Genomic DNA, 15,253 nt, shown 5'->3' on the forward strand with positions numbered 1-15,253 from the left:
GAGGCATGAAGATAGTTATGGGGACCCAAAGGAGCGGTGGAAAAGCGGCCATGGTGGCGGCTCTGCTCGGGCACAGACCCCATAGCGAATGAGAGAAGGAACTGAGATGCTGAAACCTACCATGAACCTGAATGAACTTCCGGAGGCGTTGCGTCACACCATGTTGATCGAACTGGCGCACGTGTTTTGCCGTCGCTTGGGACGGCCACGCGCAAACGATATCGAGATGGCCGGATTCCCTGATTTGGGCGATCTGCTCTTGCGCGGATGGATCTTGCGCGAGCCAGGCCGCTACAGCATCGGGTATCAGCCCGGCGAACCGGTGATCCGCGAGATGTGGATCGTGAATCCGACATTGTGCTCTCTGCTGCGCCTGCCGCCGCCTCTCGTAAGCCGCATCCCGGATGTGGATGATGTGAAGGTGGCGATGCCGATGGTGATGCCGGAACCGATCATAGCGGAGGGAGAACGGATGGCGGCCTAAGACGTTAAAAAGTTAAGACCGTTAAATGGTGGAACGATTTACGATTTAACTATTTTAACCTTTCAACGAATCAAGGACGACGCTGGACACATCAGGAAGAAGCAGGAACGTTACGCACATACTATGCGAGTGCTGGATGTGCGAAAAGCGAAAGTGGATGACGTGGAGAAATTGCTGCCGGTGGTGGAGCAGTTCTACGCGCACTTCGGGTTTGCATGGGATACGGAGAAGAAAAGGCGACTGCTGAAAGAGTTCATAGGGAGACGGGATCTGGGAGGCCTGTGGTGTGCGGAGAAGGAAGGACGAATGGTGGGGTATGCCTCCATACCTTTTTATTTTGCGCTGGAGTTCGATGGACGGGTGGGGTTGCTCGACGAGCTATTTGTGCTGCCGGAGTTCCGCGGTTTAGGCTCGGGCGCGCACATGCTAAAGGAGATCATGAATGAGTTGCCAGCGGAAGGGATAAACCGGTTGCGTCTGGAGGTGGATGAGCGGCATCCGGAAGCGGCGACGCTTTATGCGCGGCTCGGATTTGTGCTGGACGGGAGGCAGACCTGGAGCCGGGCGGTATGAGAAAGGTGCGATGGCTTCTGCGGCGGAAAACCACGAGCGGGGCCGGGCCAAATCAGTGATTTTCCTGAACAGGCCAGAGGGATTCCATTTTTTCGAGATCGCGAAGGGCGAATTGCTGGGACCAGCCACGGTGACTGTTCGTGCTGTAGAAGGAATGGACGGCATCCGTCAGGCTCTCAAGGTGCTGGGGCAGTTTGGGAATGACGGTTTGATACGCGGCGATAGCTTTTAGCTGCACATCCGCATGGGCACGCCGCTCATCATAGAGGCCAATGGCGATAGCGGTATCCGCTCTAATCTGAGTTCGCAGATCCCCCAACAATTGCGTGTAACTGTCGCGATTCAAAACTTCTTAAAATTTGCTGTTTGCAGTCAAGGACCGGCCCCGCCCCAAGGCAGCCCGAAAGCCGATGTTTACAGGGTTAATTGAACATGGTGTGGAGTCGAGACAATATGTGACAAAATTGTCATTTCCGGATTTTTGCACGGTATCGCTACGTGCCTGCAAGCCGATTGTGAATCCGTGCCGCCTTTACAGCCTTGAGGGATCAAAAGCCGAGTCTTTGGCCCTCTGTGCAACTGGATGGGCACTTTCGCAGCCTCAAAGGTCATTTATTTGCCCCCCGTCTCCCCATGCTGTACAAGAGGGGACATGGCGTTCGAGTTTACATTTTTAGGATCGGGCACTTCGCAAGGTGTGCCCATCATCGGCAAGGATTATCCGCCCGCTTTCCTTGCAAACCCCAAGAATCATCGGTTGCGCTCGGCCATTTACGTGACGACGGACAAGGTGAAGATTGCCGTGGATACGCCACCGGATTTTCGTACGCAAGTACTCCGCGCGGGCATCAAGTGGTTAGATGCAGTTCTCTTTACCCATTCCCATGCAGATCACATCATGGGATTGGACGATTGCCGCCGTTTCTGCGATCTGCGTGGTGGCGCTCTACCTATCTATGCCAGTCCGGCGACCATGGCGGATCTCAAGCGTGTTTACTCTTACGCCTTCCATGATGGTCCATGGTACAAGACCTATTTCATTCCCGAGCCGCACATCGTCGAAGGTCCATTTGAAGTAGGTGATCTGAAAATCACGCCATTTGACCTGCCGCACGGACGGATGACGACCAGCGGATTTTTGTTTGAACAAAATGGCCGGAAAAAGCTCGCATACTTTAGCGATTGCAAAGAAGTCACGCCGGTCGCGATTGAGGCCGTGCGTGGAGTGGATGTAGTGGTGCTGGATGCGCTGCGGAAAGAGCTGCACTGGACGCATATGTGCCTGGATGAAGCGCTGACTGCCGCCCGACGCATCCAGGCCGGTCGTACTTTGCTCACGCATTTGACACATGATTATGACCACGACATCGACCAAGCGGAACTCCCGCCGAGCGTGGAATTGGCATATGACGGTCTAACCATCTCGATCGAAGGCTAAACCATGTCTGCTCGAATCCTTAAAACTTTGTTGGTGTTGCTCATCGGTTCAGCCGCCCCGTTCGTTCATGCGGATAGCGGTGCTGATGTGGTGGTGGTCTACAATGATCGCTCCCCGGAATCCAAACGTGTCGCGGAGTATTACGCTGAGAAACGGCAGGTGCCCAAGGAACAGATCATCGCCCTGCATCTTTCCCGCGAAGAAATCATCACGCGTGAGGATTATAAGAAGGAACTTGAGGAACCGTTGTGGAGGGCATTGCTGGCGAAGAAACTCATCACGCTACGACCAGATGCGGCTGATGCTACCATCATCGCACCCTCCGTGGCTGAAGCGAAAATCCGTTATGCAGTCCTCTGCTATGGTGTGCCGGTGAAGATTTCCAAAGCGGTGGGACTGGTTGAAGCTGGTATCGAAAAACTTCCCGAGGCTTTGCGAGAAAATTATGCGGCGGTGGATAGCGAGTTGTCTTTGCTGCCCATGAAGACGCGCAACCTTTCCATCACGGGCCCATTGAACAGTCCTTTCTACGGCATTACGAATAGTGCGATGCTGCATCCCACCAACGGCATCTTGATGGTCACGCGTTTGGATGGGCCAAGTGAGGCAATCGCAAAAGGACTCGTCGATAAAGCGTTGGAAGCGGAGAAAGACGGTCTATGGGGACGCTCATACATCGATCTCCGAAACATCAAGGAGGGTGAATACAAACAGGGTGATGACTGGATCAGACAGGCTAGCGAAGTGACCAGCAAACTGGGCTGGGAAACTATCATTGATAACAAGCCTGAGACTTTTCCGGCTGCATTTCCTATGAGTCAGGTCGGTTTCTACTTCGGTTGGTATGAGGGAAATCTTTCCGGTCCGTTTGCCTGGGGGGAAGCGGAGTTTTTGCCGGGTGCTTTTGCATATCATCTGCATTCTTTCAGCGCGGATTCCATCCGGGCCACGAATCGTAATTGGGTCGGGCCGCTCCTGGCCAAAGGTGTCACGGCGACAATGGGATGTGTCTATGAACCTTACCTTGGCGGTACACCGGACATCGGCACCTTTGCGGTGCGCTGGTTGCACAACCGGTTCAGTTTCGGTGAAGCGGCGTATGCGGGTTCGCCCGTGCTTTCCTGGCAGACTACGGTGATCGGTGATCCGCTCTATCGGCCGATGGTCAAGGGGCCAGAGATTCGTCATGCGGAATTGATGACCAAAGAGAATCCGCTCATCGAGTGGTCGCATCTCAAGATCGTGAACCTGAATCTGGTGCGCAGCACGACTCCGAAGGAGATGATCGGTTACCTGAATCAAACTGCGACTACGCGCACCAGCAATGTGTTGCAGGAAAAGCTGGGGGATTTGTGGATGCTGGAGAAGAAACCGGAAGAGGCAGCGAAAGCCTATGCCCTGGCGCTCGATTTAAAGCCCACCAAGAAACAACAACTGCGGTTGCTCTTCGCGCAGGCAGATACCCTCGCAGCTTTGGAGAAATCCACTGAAGCCGTGGATGTTTACCTGAAGATCGAAAGATTGTATCCCGATTATCCGGACATGATGGGGCTCTATCAAAAGCTGCTGCCTGTCGCTCAAAAGGCGAAACGCACTGAAGTGGTGGAGAAGTGCCAGAAGGCGCTGCAACCAAAGTGAACGAAAGTCTGGATAACTTGGCGGCCGCAGTCAGGGCCGCGTATCGTGCTGATGAACTGCGGCGTCTGGATCGCGAGACAGTTCTGAGGGCAGGAATCGAGCCGCTGGATGCGGAGTTTCTCTGCACGGTCGGTGTGCCTATCGTGGAGGAACTGGAGATCAGTTTTAATCTGGCAGGACAGCTCCCCACTTTGCAGGATTATCTGAAGGGAAAGCCGCTATCGTCCTATGCATGGCCTGGACATCTCGTTTGTCTCAATGAAAAGGATGATTGGTTCTTTGCGATAGATCGCGAGCGGGATGGATGTGTCATCAGTTTCGAGCTTGGCGATGATGCTGAGGCGTTCATCAATTCCAAGCTCCGCTACATGGTCGTCTTTCTGGCGGAGTGCCGTCTTCATTGGATGCGTTATCAGGACAAGGACACTCCAAAGGGCGAGTCTTTCAGGATCGCCGAGGAATGGATGAGAAAAGTGGATGAGCGCGGTTTCAACGGGGGCTGGTGGCAGGCAGTGCTGGAGGATATGAAGACGTATGGCTGATTTGCTGTTGCGACAATGAAGCGGAGAAGATTACATCTTTCCCAAAGCTTTTGGAAATCTCATGGCCCCATGCTTGATATGTAAAATTTCCAACCGGCTCTCTGTTACACGATAAAAAACCAGATGATTTTCGAATCCATCCACGCGCCATGAACGTATTCCTTTTAAATCCTCACCGCGAAATTTCCGAAGTCGGCCTTTAAGAGGATGCATAGCGAGTCCAAGAACCGTCTGGTCAACCGCTGCTAGAAAGCGGACAGCCGCAGCAGGATTGCGTTCACCGATGTATTCAAAACAAGCTATCGCATCCAGCTCTGCATCATGCCTGACGAATATCTCCATCGGATATTAACAGAGAAATCTGCAGCTTATTTCGCCAAAGACGCAAAGTGTTTAGGCCGGTATTTCTTCAAGGAACTCCGCAAAGAATGTCGCAGCGCTGTTTCAAGTTCAGGATCGTAATCCTCATGCTCGACCAGTTCATAGACACGAAGTGCTTCGCGGATCACTTCATCTTCAGTCGCATAACCGCCCGTCTTCATCTTCTTGGCGATGAATTTCTCCTGATGTGGTGTCAGCGAAACTTTCATTTCTGAAAATTACTTGGTTCCCACCACTCTGTCAAAGGCAGCTGAAAATCTTCAGAATACAGCTGGCTTTGTCAGATTTGACTGATTCGTTCCCGCCTGTACGTTGCCCTCATGTCAGCGCTCGAGTTTCAGTTCCATCGTGGTGGCATCTTCCTGCCACGGCTGAATCTTTGGCTCGATCCGCATGACCCCAAGACGGGGCCGGAAAAAGTTTTTGTCAGTCACGCTCACTCGGATCACACCGGTGCGCATCGCGAAGTGATCCTCAGTGAAGCCACCGCGCTGCTTATGCAAGCACGTATCGGTGGTGAACGCTTGGAACATCGTCTTCCATATCATCAATCACGCGAGTTCAGCGAAGCTGAGGAACGTTACCGCCTTACACTCCTGCCGGCGGGGCATATCTTCGGCAGTGCGATGTCATTGATCGAGGCTGAGAGTGGTTCGTTGCTCTACACCGGAGATTTCAAATTGCGTCGCGGTCTCTCTGCGGAACCGTGTGAGCCATGCACAGCAGACACGCTTATCATGGAGACGACGTATGGGCAGCCGAAGTATGAGTTCCCGCCCACGGCTGAGGTGATGCAGGGCATCGTGCGCTTCTGCCAGCAGGCGGTGGATAATGACGAGACGCCCGTCCTCTTCGGCTACTCGCTCGGCAAGAGCCAGGAAATCCTCAGCGGACTCGCGAGCTCGGGCCTGCCCATTATGCTGCATCCGCAAGTGCACAAGCTGACGAAGATCTACGAACAGCTCGGGCACGTTTTTCCCGCTTACGAAAAACTTGATGCAGCAACGGCCCGCGGCAAGGTGCTGGTCTGTCCGCCGAATGCGAATCGCTCGGCATTGCTGCGTCAAGTCGGTGTCATCCGCACTGCGGTGCTTACGGGCTGGGCGATCGATCCCGGGTGCCGTTATCAATCGCAGTGCGATGCGGCGTTTCCCTTGAGCGATCATGCGGATTTTCCCGACCTCATCGAGTTCGTGAAGCGTGTGGCTCCCCGGCGCGTTTATACACTGCATGGCTTTGCGGCGGATTTTGCACAGACCTTGAGAGACTTGGGTTTCGATGCGCAGGCATTGAGTGAAAGCGAGCAGCTCTCTTTCAAGTTGGAGATGGATGCGCCCAAAAAACTCATCATGCCCGTTTCACTGGTGCAGAGCGTGTCGGGAAAAAGCGTGTCGCACGATGTGAGTTTCTTGCGGTTCGCGGAAACATCCCAGTATGTCGGAGCGACTACGAAGAAATTGGAGAAGACGGAACGACTGGCGAATTATCTGGCGACATTGACGGGTTCAGATCTGTCGAGTGTGGCGACTTGGTTCACAGGGCAGGCATTTGGACCAGGCACGGGCAAGGTGTTGCATTTAGGGTGGTCCATTATCCGGGCGGCGGTGTGTGCGGTGGCGGGATTGCCGGAAGCGCGTTTTCGTCAAGTGTATCTGAAACACAGTGATACGGGGGAAACTGTCTTCGAAATCTTCTCGCACATAACACGTCCGAATCCGACGTGGTCATTGGAGGACATCGCGCAGTTATTCCAGCAATTACACGCCGCGCGCGGTCCGACGGGCAAGACACCGTTGCTCATCGACACATTGAAATGTTGCACAGCCATCGAGGCGAAGTATCTGGTGAAAATCCTGACTGGCGATTTGCGGATCGGCCTGAAGGAAGGCTTGGTAGAGGAAGCAGTTGCAAGGGCTTTTTCAGCGACGGTGGACGAAATCAAACGTGCGAATCTGCTTTTGGGTGACATTGGCGAGACATCCTTACTGGCGCAGGCTGGGCGTTTGCTAACAGCGGGCTTGGTGCCGTTGCGACCAGTGAAGTGCATGCTGGCTTCACCAGAGAAGACAGCGGCGGATGTATGGGAGCGTGTAGTAGAATGGGGAGAGCCAGTCAAAGATTCCGCCGAGCCGCATCAGAACCCGGCGCTCCATGTCGCGTGGCTGGAGGACAAGTATGACGGCATTCGTTGTCAGGTGCATAAGAGCGGTTCCGCGGTGGAACTGTATTCACGTGATTTGAAACTTATCACCGCGACATTTCCGGAACTGGTGGAGAAGTTTCGCCGCGCAGAGGGAAATTTCATTCTCGATGGCGAAGTGCTCGCGATGCGAGGTGAGCAGGCATTGTCATTTGGTGAATTGCAGAAGCGCCTAGGCCGCCGCGAGAGCGATCTTTTCATGCACGAAGAGGTACCCATCCGTTTCATCTCCTTTGATCTGCTCTGGCAGGATGGGGAGACATTACTGGATCTGCCGCTGCTTGAACGACGCCAGCGATTGGAAAAACTTCAGGCAGCTACCGGAGCATTTCAACTGGCTTTGGTCACTCAAGCAGAGCAACAGGAAGAAATTGAAGCGGCCTTTGTTTCCGCACGTGCCCGCAATAATGAAGGGCTCATCATCAAAGACCCGACGAGCCTCTATTCCCCTGGCAGACGCGGGCTCTCCTGGCTGAAACTCAAGAAGGCACTGGCGACGCTCGATTGCGTAGTGGTCGGCGCGGAGTGGGGTCATGGTAAACGCAAAGAGGTCTTGAGCGATTACACCTTTGCCGTCCGTGATGATGCGACCGGTGAATTGAAAACAATTGGCAAAGCTTACAGCGGCCTGACAGATGTGGAGATCGCTGAACTCACGAAATATTTCCTGAAGCATGTCATCCGCCAGCGTGGCCGCTATCACGAGGTGACACCGGAGGTGGTGCTGGAGATCGCGTTTGATGCGTTGCAAGAGAGCGACCGGCACACCAGCGGACTGGCGATGCGGTTCCCGCGCATCGAGCGGATCAGGACGGATAAGACGGTGAAAGAAATCGATACGGTGGCGAATGCGCGGAGGTTGTTACCGGCGAAAAAGGAGGAAGGTTGAAGTGGTGGAAATTTCACCCGTAATCAGAACAGCAAGATGGCGGTCAGGGCTTTTTCAGCCTGATCAAAGCCCGTAATTCATCGGCTCTAGCTTCTCCATTCGCGAGCTGTTTTTGCGTAAGTTTCTTCTCCACCGCGATCTTGTTTTTGGCGGCGTCCTCGTTTTTCTGAGCAGCTATGCTGAACCACGCATAGGATTCTACCAGGTCTTTTTTGACGCCTTGTCCATAACCGTAACTCACGCCCAGCATTGTTTGAGACAGGGCATCGCCTTGCTCAGCAGCCAGGCGAAACCATTTCACGGCTTCCAGGTGATTGGTGGGCCCGCCTATGCCCGTGCGGTTCCGTGTGCCCATGGCCTGTTGGGATTCCGCCAGTCCCAGTTCGGCGGCCTTGAGATACCATTTCGTGGCGGCGGCTTCGTCTTTGGGCGTGTGTTCTCCCGTGGCGTAAGCGCGCGCAAGGTTATGCTGGGCCTTCGTATAATCCTGTTCAGCGGCTTTCAGCCACCACTTCATGGCGGCGGCTCCATCTTTTTTCACGCCTTCACCGTGAGAGTAGCAATTGGCCAGGGAGAATTGCGCGCTATCATCACCTTGATTCGCTGCCAGTTGGTACCATTTCACGGCTTCCACGAAATCTTTGGTCACGCCCTCGCCATGGAAATAAAGCGCACCGAGCGCGTATTGAGCGCGCGCATACGACTGGTTCGCACCGCGGCGATACCACTGATACGCTTCCTCAAAGCTCTTCGGCACGCCGATGCCTTCATAATAGGCATTGCCCAGGCGGTAATGGGCTTCGGCGACATTTTGTTCCGCGGCCAGCCGCCACCACTGGACGGCGGCTTCCGCATCTTGCACCACGCCTTTGCCGAAGCTGTAACTGTTTCCCACGAGCAATTGCGAAGCGGCTACGTTTTGTGCCGCCGCTTGGCGATGCCATTTAAAAGCTTCGGAGAAATCTTGCGGCACACCGTGTCCATTGCCGTAACAACTGCCGAGGTTGGCTTGCGCGGTGCGGTTGCCTTGCTCGGCGGCCAGATGAAACCAGCGCGCTGCGGCGGTGTAATCCTTAGCCGCTCCGATGCCGTGATAAAGGCAGTCTCCAAGCATAAGTTGTGAAGCTGCGTGGCGTTGCTCGGCGGCCTTGCGAAACCACGCTACCGCCAGAGGCTTGTCCTCCTGAACACCTTTTCCTTCCTGAAAGCATAGCCCCAGATTGTGTTGAGCTTCGGCCAAGCCGCTTTCCGCCGAGCGACGATACCAACGAAAACTTTCCGGCAGATCTTTTTCCACTCCCTTTCCAGTCTCGAAGGCGACAGCTAAAAAGAACTGGGCCTGGGGATCTCCGGCTTTGGCCTTGGTTTTGTAAGCCGGAACTTGCTGGGTATCAAATTTCAGGCTTTCGGGAAAAGCCACCCCGGCCATAAAGAGAACCATGGAAACGATCATTGACCATCCGCCCTGTTGCTTTAAGGCAGGTGATGGCCGAGTATTCATGGAACTTGATTTTTGCACCCGCCATTTTTTCCCGCAACAGGGAATTTGTCTTTGCTAGATGCAGATGGTCTGAGATGCGCCTGATTTGCAGGGCTCTTCTCGGTGATCTGACAAACGAAGGCAGATAGCCTTATATGTGGTGCCGGGTATTTGCTCTCAGCGCGCCGCCTGCTGTTTGCTCTTCCCTGTCATCGGCCGGTCACTCGGCGTATAGTAAGCGATATAACCCAGCATCATCTCATCATACGTCTGCTGGCCCCAACGCACGTTCTTGTTCGGGTCGGGATTCGCCGGATTGCCCGCGCTGTTGTCATAGGTCATCGTGACTTTGATCGTCGCGCCAGCCGGGATGAACAGTGGTTCTGCAAGGCGGTAGACGAGCTGCCAGTTGAAGTCATAATGCGGGATATCAAGCAAGGTGTTCTTTGTGCCGTCATTATATATGACCTCATACTTCGCCGCCTTGCCGCGCAAGTGCATGTGCGGCATGAACTGGAACACATGCACATCTGCCGGCACCTTGATCTGCGCCGTCTCCGCATGATTCGCCGCTCCGGGAGGAATGTTGATGAACGGATTCGAGATGCCCGCCACTTGCACGACATGCTTCGGCTCTTCCTTGGCGAAGACAACACCCACGCGGATACGATCGGTGGTCGCTTTGCCCGTGGGTGTGTAATGGATCTGGAAATGCAGGCGTGAACCGGCGGGCAATTTCTTCGCCATGCCTGCAGGATAGACCTGTGAACTATTCCCCGGCACATAAGCAGCGAAGAAGCCGTCACGCTCGGCGCGTTCGTCATCGAAGGAATCACTGCCTGCCGGTTTTTTCGGTGGACGTACGAAGACGAGCACGTGATGCACCGCCTCGCGTGCGGTCGGTTGAATCTCGAAACCTTGCACCCACTTGTCTTCGGTCAGACCCGTCTCCACCGAGATGTTCGAGTAAGGCATCGTGCCCGTGGCTTTGATGACGATAGGCTGGGGGATTTGCACGACGAGGTCCGGCTCACCGATCAGCCATTCCGCCGGATACGTGCGCGCGATCGGCGCATCGGCAGGATTGCCCACCGGCTTGTCGCTCTTGAGCCAGTTCAGCAGCGTCATTTTATCCAGTTCGGTCAATGAACGCTCATTCGCCCACGGCGTGATTTCGCCATGTGGTGCGGGTGTGGCAAACCACGGCGGCATCGCACCGCGTTCCACTTGCTTGCTGATCATGCCTGCATGAGCTTTCACCTCTTCATACGTTTCCAGGCCGAACGGAGCTACGCCGCCCTTGCGATGGCACTCCACGCAGTTGTTCTGCATGATGCGTGAAATCTGGTGGTGATAAGTGGTCAACTCAAACTTCAATCCAGACTCCTTTACCTCCAGCGCACAGCCGGGCGCAGTCGTAGCCGCGATCTCAGGAACCTGACCTTTCAGAAATGCATTCAAAGCATCCGTGAGATAAGTGTCGCGTGCCTCATCGCGTGAATAGCCCAAGCCATATTGATCATCGATTGCACCGCGATAGATCAAGGTGCGGGCGGCATCGAGCACGAATACCTCTGTCGTCGTTTTCGCGTGTAATGCGTGGTGGAAGGCATCTGCCTTATCATGCACGTAACGGCCCTTGAACCCGTGTGCCTTCACATCTTCGCGGATGCTCTCCAGCGTATCCGTCTCGGTCGGATTCACGTAGAGGAATGTCACTCCTTTCGCCGCATACTCTTTCTCCAGCTTCGCCAGTGTAGCGGAGTAGCGTTTCCCCACTGGGCAGGAAGTGGTGGTGAAGGCGATCACCAACGCTTTTCCGGACTTGAGATCACTCAGCTTGCCTGCTTTCCCGTTTACATCTGTGAAAGCTACATCCGGCACCATCCGGCCTACGCCGACTTCGCTCCCTTTCAATTGCTTCGGACCTTCACGCGGAGATTCCTTCGGTGCGCTGACCACGGACTTCGCCTTGCCACGCATCGCGTTCACATTCGCCAGAACAGTCTTCGCCTCTTCCAAAGTCACACCACCATCGCCATTCACATCGAGTTGATCAAAGGTCTCCGGACGCGGCAGCTCATCCCGAGTCAGTTTGCCGTCGCCGTTGCGATCCAGCATCACGAACAGGCCTTCGCCATTGGCACCAGCCTTGGCGATCGATTTCATCGCCTTTGTGTAATCGCGCACCTCTTGGAGTGCCACAATACCATCCTTGTCCTTATCGAGCCGGGCGAACCACTCCTTGTCCGTCAGTTCCTGCGTGGTGAGCTTCTCGTCCTTATCCTTGTCCAGCTCACGAAAACGCTTTTCCAGATCCCCCACAGATTGCCCGTGCACAGACAGTCCAGCAATGACCGCCACTCCGGCCAAACTGGCCACCGCCAACACCTTCCGCATTGTCTTAACTCGACTCATGCCCTTGAAGACGTCTGAAAAAGTATCTGGTTTCATGGAAACTGAACCCCATGATTCACTATGGAGGACTATTTGCAAGCAAGGCTCGACTCAGGCCGGAGAATGAGAAGCGGAGGGGGGAAAGAATCGAACGTCAGTCTTATAGTGTTCTGCGTTCCGAAGGGAGGGAAATGCCTTATACGGTATTTCCAATCAAACAATCTGCGTTTTTGGCGGTTAAACATCTTAATGGAAGGTGATTACTGCAGTGTCAGATGCGGATCAACGGGCGTTCTATGAGTGCGAAGTGTTGGGTGGCGCTTGACAGGTGGGAGTTCACTGGTAGTCTCTGCGGCTCCGTTTATGGCGGGGTGTCGGGATCAGCGGGCTTGCTGGCCGGACATAGTGGCTTGAGCCACAGACATTTAAATCGAGAGATAGACGCATGAAACGCCAGTATCAACCTTCGAAGATGCGCCGCAAGCGGCAGCACGGTTTTTTGAGCCGCAATTCCACGAAGAGCGGTCGTGAGATTCTTCGCCGCCGCCGTAATTTGGGCCGTAAGCGCCTGACTCCGGTCTAATTCTCTTTTTCTTTTGGCCGTATATATGGCCGAAGATCGCCCCAAGGCGCTTGGCTTGCCCCGGTCCGCTCGTTTGCGGCTGGGGCATGAGTTTCGCCGGGTAAAAGAGGGTGGTAAACGGCTGGTTCATGGCTGTTTGATCGCGAACTGGCTGGTTTTGCCGGAGGACGGTGAGTCACGCTTAGGCGTGGTCACGAGCCGGAAGATTGGCGGTGCCGTGGTGCGTAATCGCGCCCGGAGATTGATGCGGGAGACTTTCCGGTTGAACCGGGGTATCTTGAAATCGCCCGTGGAGATGGTGTTGGTGGCGCGGGCATCGATCGTGGGCAAAAGCCAGCAGGAGGTGGAGCGTGATTATGTCACTGTTCTTCGCCGGGCGGGCTTGTTGAAAGAGTCTTGATGCATGTGTGGCTGCAACACTTATTGATAGGCATCGTCCGGCTGTATCGCTGGCTGTTGTCTCCGGTGTTGACGCAACTCTTCAATCCGAACGGCTTGTGCCGGTTCAATCCCAGTTGTTCGGAATACGCGCTGCAATCTCTCCAAATCCATGGCGCGTTCCGTGGTTCATGGCTGGCCTTCAAGCGCATCTTGCGCTGCAATCCGTGGGGATCATTTGGATTCGATCCCGTACCTTCCAAGAAAAATGGTCAGCCGCATTGTGGCTGCGGGGGCGATCACGCCCAACATCATCAGGACAAACCGGTGGCAGTGACGGCACCGGTACATGGTCCGGCTTTTGCACCTCGTCCGACTTCTAGCTAATGGATCGTAAATCTCTCATCATCGTAATCATCTCGGCGTGCCTTTTGGTCGCATGGTTTCCCCTCACGCGCACGATTTGGCCGCCATCGCCGCAAACCACGGCGATGGGCACGACCAATGCGCCCGGCAACATCGGGACAAACGCCGTTTCATCCACGAATGCCGCATCCATCTCGGCAATGCCTGCCAGTTCAGGGGCAACTGCTGCTACGCCAGCGTCCAATCTGCTCGTAGCGCCGAACACGCCGGAGCAGACGGAAGTGCTGGTGGCAGGTGATGTGCAATACACGTTCACCTCGCACGGCGGCGGCATCAAGCTGGTAGAGTTGACGAAATATGCGCATTCAGTGGGATCGAAGACGGGGGCGGATACGAACAAGTACGCGACGTTGAACACGAAAGCGCCGGTGCCCGCGATGGCGTTGCTGGGCGGTTTGGCGATCGAAGGGGACGGTATCTTCAAGCTGACGAAGACGGGGAATGCGATCCGCGCCGAAAAACAGGTGGGGAACGAGCTCTACATCGTGAAGGAGTTTACGCCGGGGACGAATTACATGCTGCATACGAAGGTGCGGATCGAGAATCGCACGGCCCAGCCGATCCGTCTGCCAGCGCAAACGCTCATCTTCGGCACGGCGACACCGCAGACCGCGCATGAGGCGGAGCAGACGATGGGGTTCATCTACTACGATGGAGAAAAGGATCATCACTACGATGGCGGATGGTTCGCGAACAGTTTCCTCGGTTGCTTCGGCGGCAAGCCGCGCAGTGAATATTCCGCCACTCCGGAACGGAAGATAGTTTGGGCGGCGGTGAACAACCAGTTTTTCACCATGGCAGCGATCCCGAAAGATCCTGCCGCGCAGTTCATCTCCAGGCGGGTTGAATTGCCTCCGCCCACGGCCGAAGAGAAAGCGCAGGACCGCCGCGCCCTGCCTCACCCCCACGGTTATCAGAGCGGTTTTGTTTACCCCGAATCTATCCTTGCCGGGAATGGCGTGATCGAGCGGGAGTATGATCTCTTCAGCGGTCCACGTGAGTATAACATGCTCGCAAAGATCGCTACCGCGAAGCAGAACACGAATTTGGATCTGGTGATGAAGTTCGGCGGGTTCTTCGGCTTCTTCGCGAAGGCGCTGTTGCTCTCCATGAACAAACTGGTTTCCTGGGGCTTCAACTACGGCTGGGCGATCGTGGCCATCACGGTGATCATCAAGCTGGTGTTCTGGCCGCTCACCCATGCGAGCACGAAATCGATGAAGCGCATGGCGGCACTGGCGCCGGAGCTGAAGAAGATACAGGAGAAGTACAAGGACGATCCGCAGAAACTGACGCAGAAGCAGTTCGAACTGTGGCGTGAGCATAAGATCAACCCGTTCGGAAGCTGCCTGCCGATGTTGCTGCAGATCCCGGTGTTCTTCGGTTTCTTCACGATGTTGCGCACGGCGATCGAGTTGCGCGGTGCGGAATTCCTGTGGGTGATGGATCTCTCGCAATCGGATACGGTTGCTGTCATTCCGGGCCTTGGCTGGCTGCCGTTCATCGGCATCGCGGGTTACGGTTTGCCGATCAATCCGTTGCCGTTGCTGATGGGTGTCACGATGTTCTGGCAGGCACGCATCACGCCGCAATCGCCCACGATGGATCCGGTGCAGCAGAAGATGATGCAGTATATGCCGCTGTTCTTCCTGCTGTTCCTGTATAATTACTCGGCCGGTCTGGCGCTCTACTGGACGACGAACAACCTGCTCACGATCTTGCAGACCAAGATGACGAACACGGAGCCTGCGAAGCCTGCGGGTGAAGAGAACAAAGGCCCGGTCGCTCCGGTGAAGAAGGCCAAGAAATAAATAGGCTCGCGGAACGAGTCGAGTTCGAGAACG

General features: G+C 55.0%; 15 protein-coding genes. 10 read left to right on the top strand and 5 right to left on the bottom strand.

All coding sequences use genetic code 11. The features are described 5' to 3' along the window. Window positions 1-106: 106 nt before the first annotated feature. Both VGH19_09335 and VGH19_09340 read left to right on the top strand, forming a co-directional pair. Window positions 107-484, top strand: a complete 378-nt coding sequence (locus VGH19_09335; GenBank protein ID HEY1171559.1) for a hypothetical protein — start codon at window positions 107-109, stop codon at window positions 482-484. Window positions 485-607: 123 nt separating this feature from the next. Then, window positions 608-1,057 carry a GNAT family N-acetyltransferase gene (locus VGH19_09340; protein ID HEY1171560.1) on the top strand — a complete coding sequence of 150 codons (450 nt, stop codon included), beginning with the start codon at window positions 608-610 and terminating at the stop codon, window positions 1,055-1,057. 52 nt (window positions 1,058-1,109) lie between these two features. Here VGH19_09340 and VGH19_09345 read toward each other — a convergent pair whose 3' ends face one another. After that, entirely contained in the window at window positions 1,110-1,403 is a 294-nt protein-coding gene (locus tag VGH19_09345; GenBank protein HEY1171561.1) for a hypothetical protein, read from the bottom strand. Between the two features lie 306 nt (window positions 1,404-1,709). Here VGH19_09345 and VGH19_09350 point away from each other — a divergent pair, with 306 nt between their 5' ends. The 3 genes from VGH19_09350 to VGH19_09360 are packed head-to-tail and all read left to right on the top strand — an operon-like array spanning window position 1,710 to window position 4,675. Then, complete coding sequence (locus VGH19_09350) at window positions 1,710-2,495, top strand: MBL fold metallo-hydrolase (protein HEY1171562.1); 786 nt, start codon at window positions 1,710-1,712, stop codon at window positions 2,493-2,495. A 3-nt stretch (window positions 2,496-2,498) separates the two neighbouring features. Beyond that, complete coding sequence (locus tag VGH19_09355; protein HEY1171563.1) at window positions 2,499-4,133, top strand: TIGR03790 family protein; 1,635 nt, start codon at window positions 2,499-2,501, stop codon at window positions 4,131-4,133. Continuing rightward, window positions 4,130-4,675 (top strand): SUKH-4 family immunity protein, encoded by a 546-nt coding sequence (locus VGH19_09360; GenBank protein HEY1171564.1) that lies wholly within the window; start codon window positions 4,130-4,132, stop codon window positions 4,673-4,675. Before VGH19_09355 ends, VGH19_09360 begins: the two co-directional genes overlap by 4 nt. Window positions 4,676-4,705: 30 nt before the next feature. Here VGH19_09360 and VGH19_09365 read toward each other — a convergent pair whose 3' ends face one another. Both VGH19_09365 and VGH19_09370 read right to left on the bottom strand, forming a co-directional pair. After that, window positions 4,706-5,017 (bottom strand): type II toxin-antitoxin system RelE/ParE family toxin, encoded by a 312-nt coding sequence (locus VGH19_09365; GenBank protein HEY1171565.1) that lies wholly within the window; start codon window positions 5,015-5,017, stop codon window positions 4,706-4,708. A gap of 26 nt (window positions 5,018-5,043) precedes the next feature. Then, entirely contained in the window at window positions 5,044-5,265 is a 222-nt protein-coding gene (locus VGH19_09370; GenBank protein HEY1171566.1) for a type II toxin-antitoxin system ParD family antitoxin, read from the bottom strand. Between the two features lie 111 nt (window positions 5,266-5,376). On the opposite strand from VGH19_09370, the gene VGH19_09375 reads away from it, so the two are divergent. After that, window positions 5,377-8,145 (top strand): ATP-dependent DNA ligase, encoded by a 2,769-nt coding sequence (locus VGH19_09375; GenBank protein HEY1171567.1) that lies wholly within the window; start codon window positions 5,377-5,379, stop codon window positions 8,143-8,145. 43 nt (window positions 8,146-8,188) lie between these two features. On the opposite strand, the gene VGH19_09380 is transcribed toward VGH19_09375, so the two are convergent. Both VGH19_09380 and VGH19_09385 read right to left on the bottom strand, forming a co-directional pair. After that, window positions 8,189-9,646 carry a hypothetical protein gene (locus tag VGH19_09380; protein HEY1171568.1) on the bottom strand — a complete coding sequence of 486 codons (1,458 nt, stop codon included), beginning with the start codon at window positions 9,644-9,646 and terminating at the stop codon, window positions 8,189-8,191. 156 nt (window positions 9,647-9,802) lie between these two features. Further along, the gene (locus tag VGH19_09385; protein HEY1171569.1) at window positions 9,803-12,043 is read right to left on the bottom strand and encodes a redoxin family protein; all 2,241 of its coding nucleotides are present in this window, start codon (window positions 12,041-12,043) and stop codon (window positions 9,803-9,805) included. 424 nt (window positions 12,044-12,467) lie between these two features. Between VGH19_09385 and rpmH the strand changes: the two genes are divergently transcribed. The 4 genes from rpmH to yidC are packed head-to-tail and all read left to right on the top strand — an operon-like array spanning window position 12,468 to window position 15,220. After that, window positions 12,468-12,605, top strand: a complete 138-nt coding sequence (rpmH, locus tag VGH19_09390; GenBank protein HEY1171570.1) for a 50S ribosomal protein L34 — start codon at window positions 12,468-12,470, stop codon at window positions 12,603-12,605. A 25-nt stretch (window positions 12,606-12,630) separates the two neighbouring features. Further along, a complete protein-coding gene (gene rnpA, locus VGH19_09395) occupies window positions 12,631-13,005 on the top strand; it encodes a ribonuclease P protein component (protein HEY1171571.1) in 375 nt (124 codons plus the stop codon). Continuing rightward, window positions 13,005-13,370 carry a membrane protein insertion efficiency factor YidD gene (gene yidD, locus VGH19_09400; GenBank protein HEY1171572.1) on the top strand — a complete coding sequence of 122 codons (366 nt, stop codon included), beginning with the start codon at window positions 13,005-13,007 and terminating at the stop codon, window positions 13,368-13,370. The genes rnpA and yidD overlap by 1 nt, the downstream gene beginning before the upstream one ends. Continuing rightward, complete coding sequence (yidC, locus tag VGH19_09405) at window positions 13,370-15,220, top strand: membrane protein insertase YidC (protein HEY1171573.1); 1,851 nt, start codon at window positions 13,370-13,372, stop codon at window positions 15,218-15,220. The genes yidD and yidC overlap by 1 nt, the downstream gene beginning before the upstream one ends. Window positions 15,221-15,253: the final 33 nt, after the last annotated feature.

It is taken from the genome of Verrucomicrobiia bacterium, from assembly GCA_036405135.1.
In the GTDB taxonomy this organism is placed as follows: domain Bacteria; phylum Verrucomicrobiota; class Verrucomicrobiia; order Limisphaerales; family JAEYXS01; genus JAEYXS01.

Excerpts from the sequence above, each read along its gene's own strand:
- VGH19_09335 (HEY1171559.1), top strand. The coding sequence starts at position 107 with ATGCTGAAACCTACCATGAACCTGAATGAACTTCCGGAGGCGTTGCGT.
- VGH19_09340 (HEY1171560.1), top strand. The coding sequence starts at position 608 with ATGCGAGTGCTGGATGTGCGAAAAGCGAAAGTGGATGACGTGGAGAAA.
- VGH19_09350 (HEY1171562.1), top strand. The coding sequence starts at position 1,710 with ATGGCGTTCGAGTTTACATTTTTAGGATCGGGCACTTCGCAAGGTGTG.
- VGH19_09355 (HEY1171563.1), top strand. The coding sequence starts at position 2,499 with ATGTCTGCTCGAATCCTTAAAACTTTGTTGGTGTTGCTCATCGGTTCA.
- VGH19_09365 (HEY1171565.1), bottom strand. The coding sequence starts at position 5,017 with ATGGAGATATTCGTCAGGCATGATGCAGAGCTGGATGCGATAGCTTGT.
- VGH19_09370 (HEY1171566.1), bottom strand. The coding sequence starts at position 5,265 with ATGAAAGTTTCGCTGACACCACATCAGGAGAAATTCATCGCCAAGAAG.
- VGH19_09375 (HEY1171567.1), top strand. The coding sequence starts at position 5,377 with ATGTCAGCGCTCGAGTTTCAGTTCCATCGTGGTGGCATCTTCCTGCCA.
- VGH19_09380 (HEY1171568.1), bottom strand. The coding sequence starts at position 9,646 with ATGAATACTCGGCCATCACCTGCCTTAAAGCAACAGGGCGGATGGTCA.
- VGH19_09385 (HEY1171569.1), bottom strand. The coding sequence starts at position 12,043 with ATGAGTCGAGTTAAGACAATGCGGAAGGTGTTGGCGGTGGCCAGTTTG.
- rpmH (HEY1171570.1), top strand. The coding sequence starts at position 12,468 with ATGAAACGCCAGTATCAACCTTCGAAGATGCGCCGCAAGCGGCAGCAC.
- rnpA (HEY1171571.1), top strand. The coding sequence starts at position 12,631 with ATGGCCGAAGATCGCCCCAAGGCGCTTGGCTTGCCCCGGTCCGCTCGT.
- yidD (HEY1171572.1), top strand. The coding sequence starts at position 13,005 with ATGCATGTGTGGCTGCAACACTTATTGATAGGCATCGTCCGGCTGTAT.
- yidC (HEY1171573.1), top strand. The coding sequence starts at position 13,370 with ATGGATCGTAAATCTCTCATCATCGTAATCATCTCGGCGTGCCTTTTG.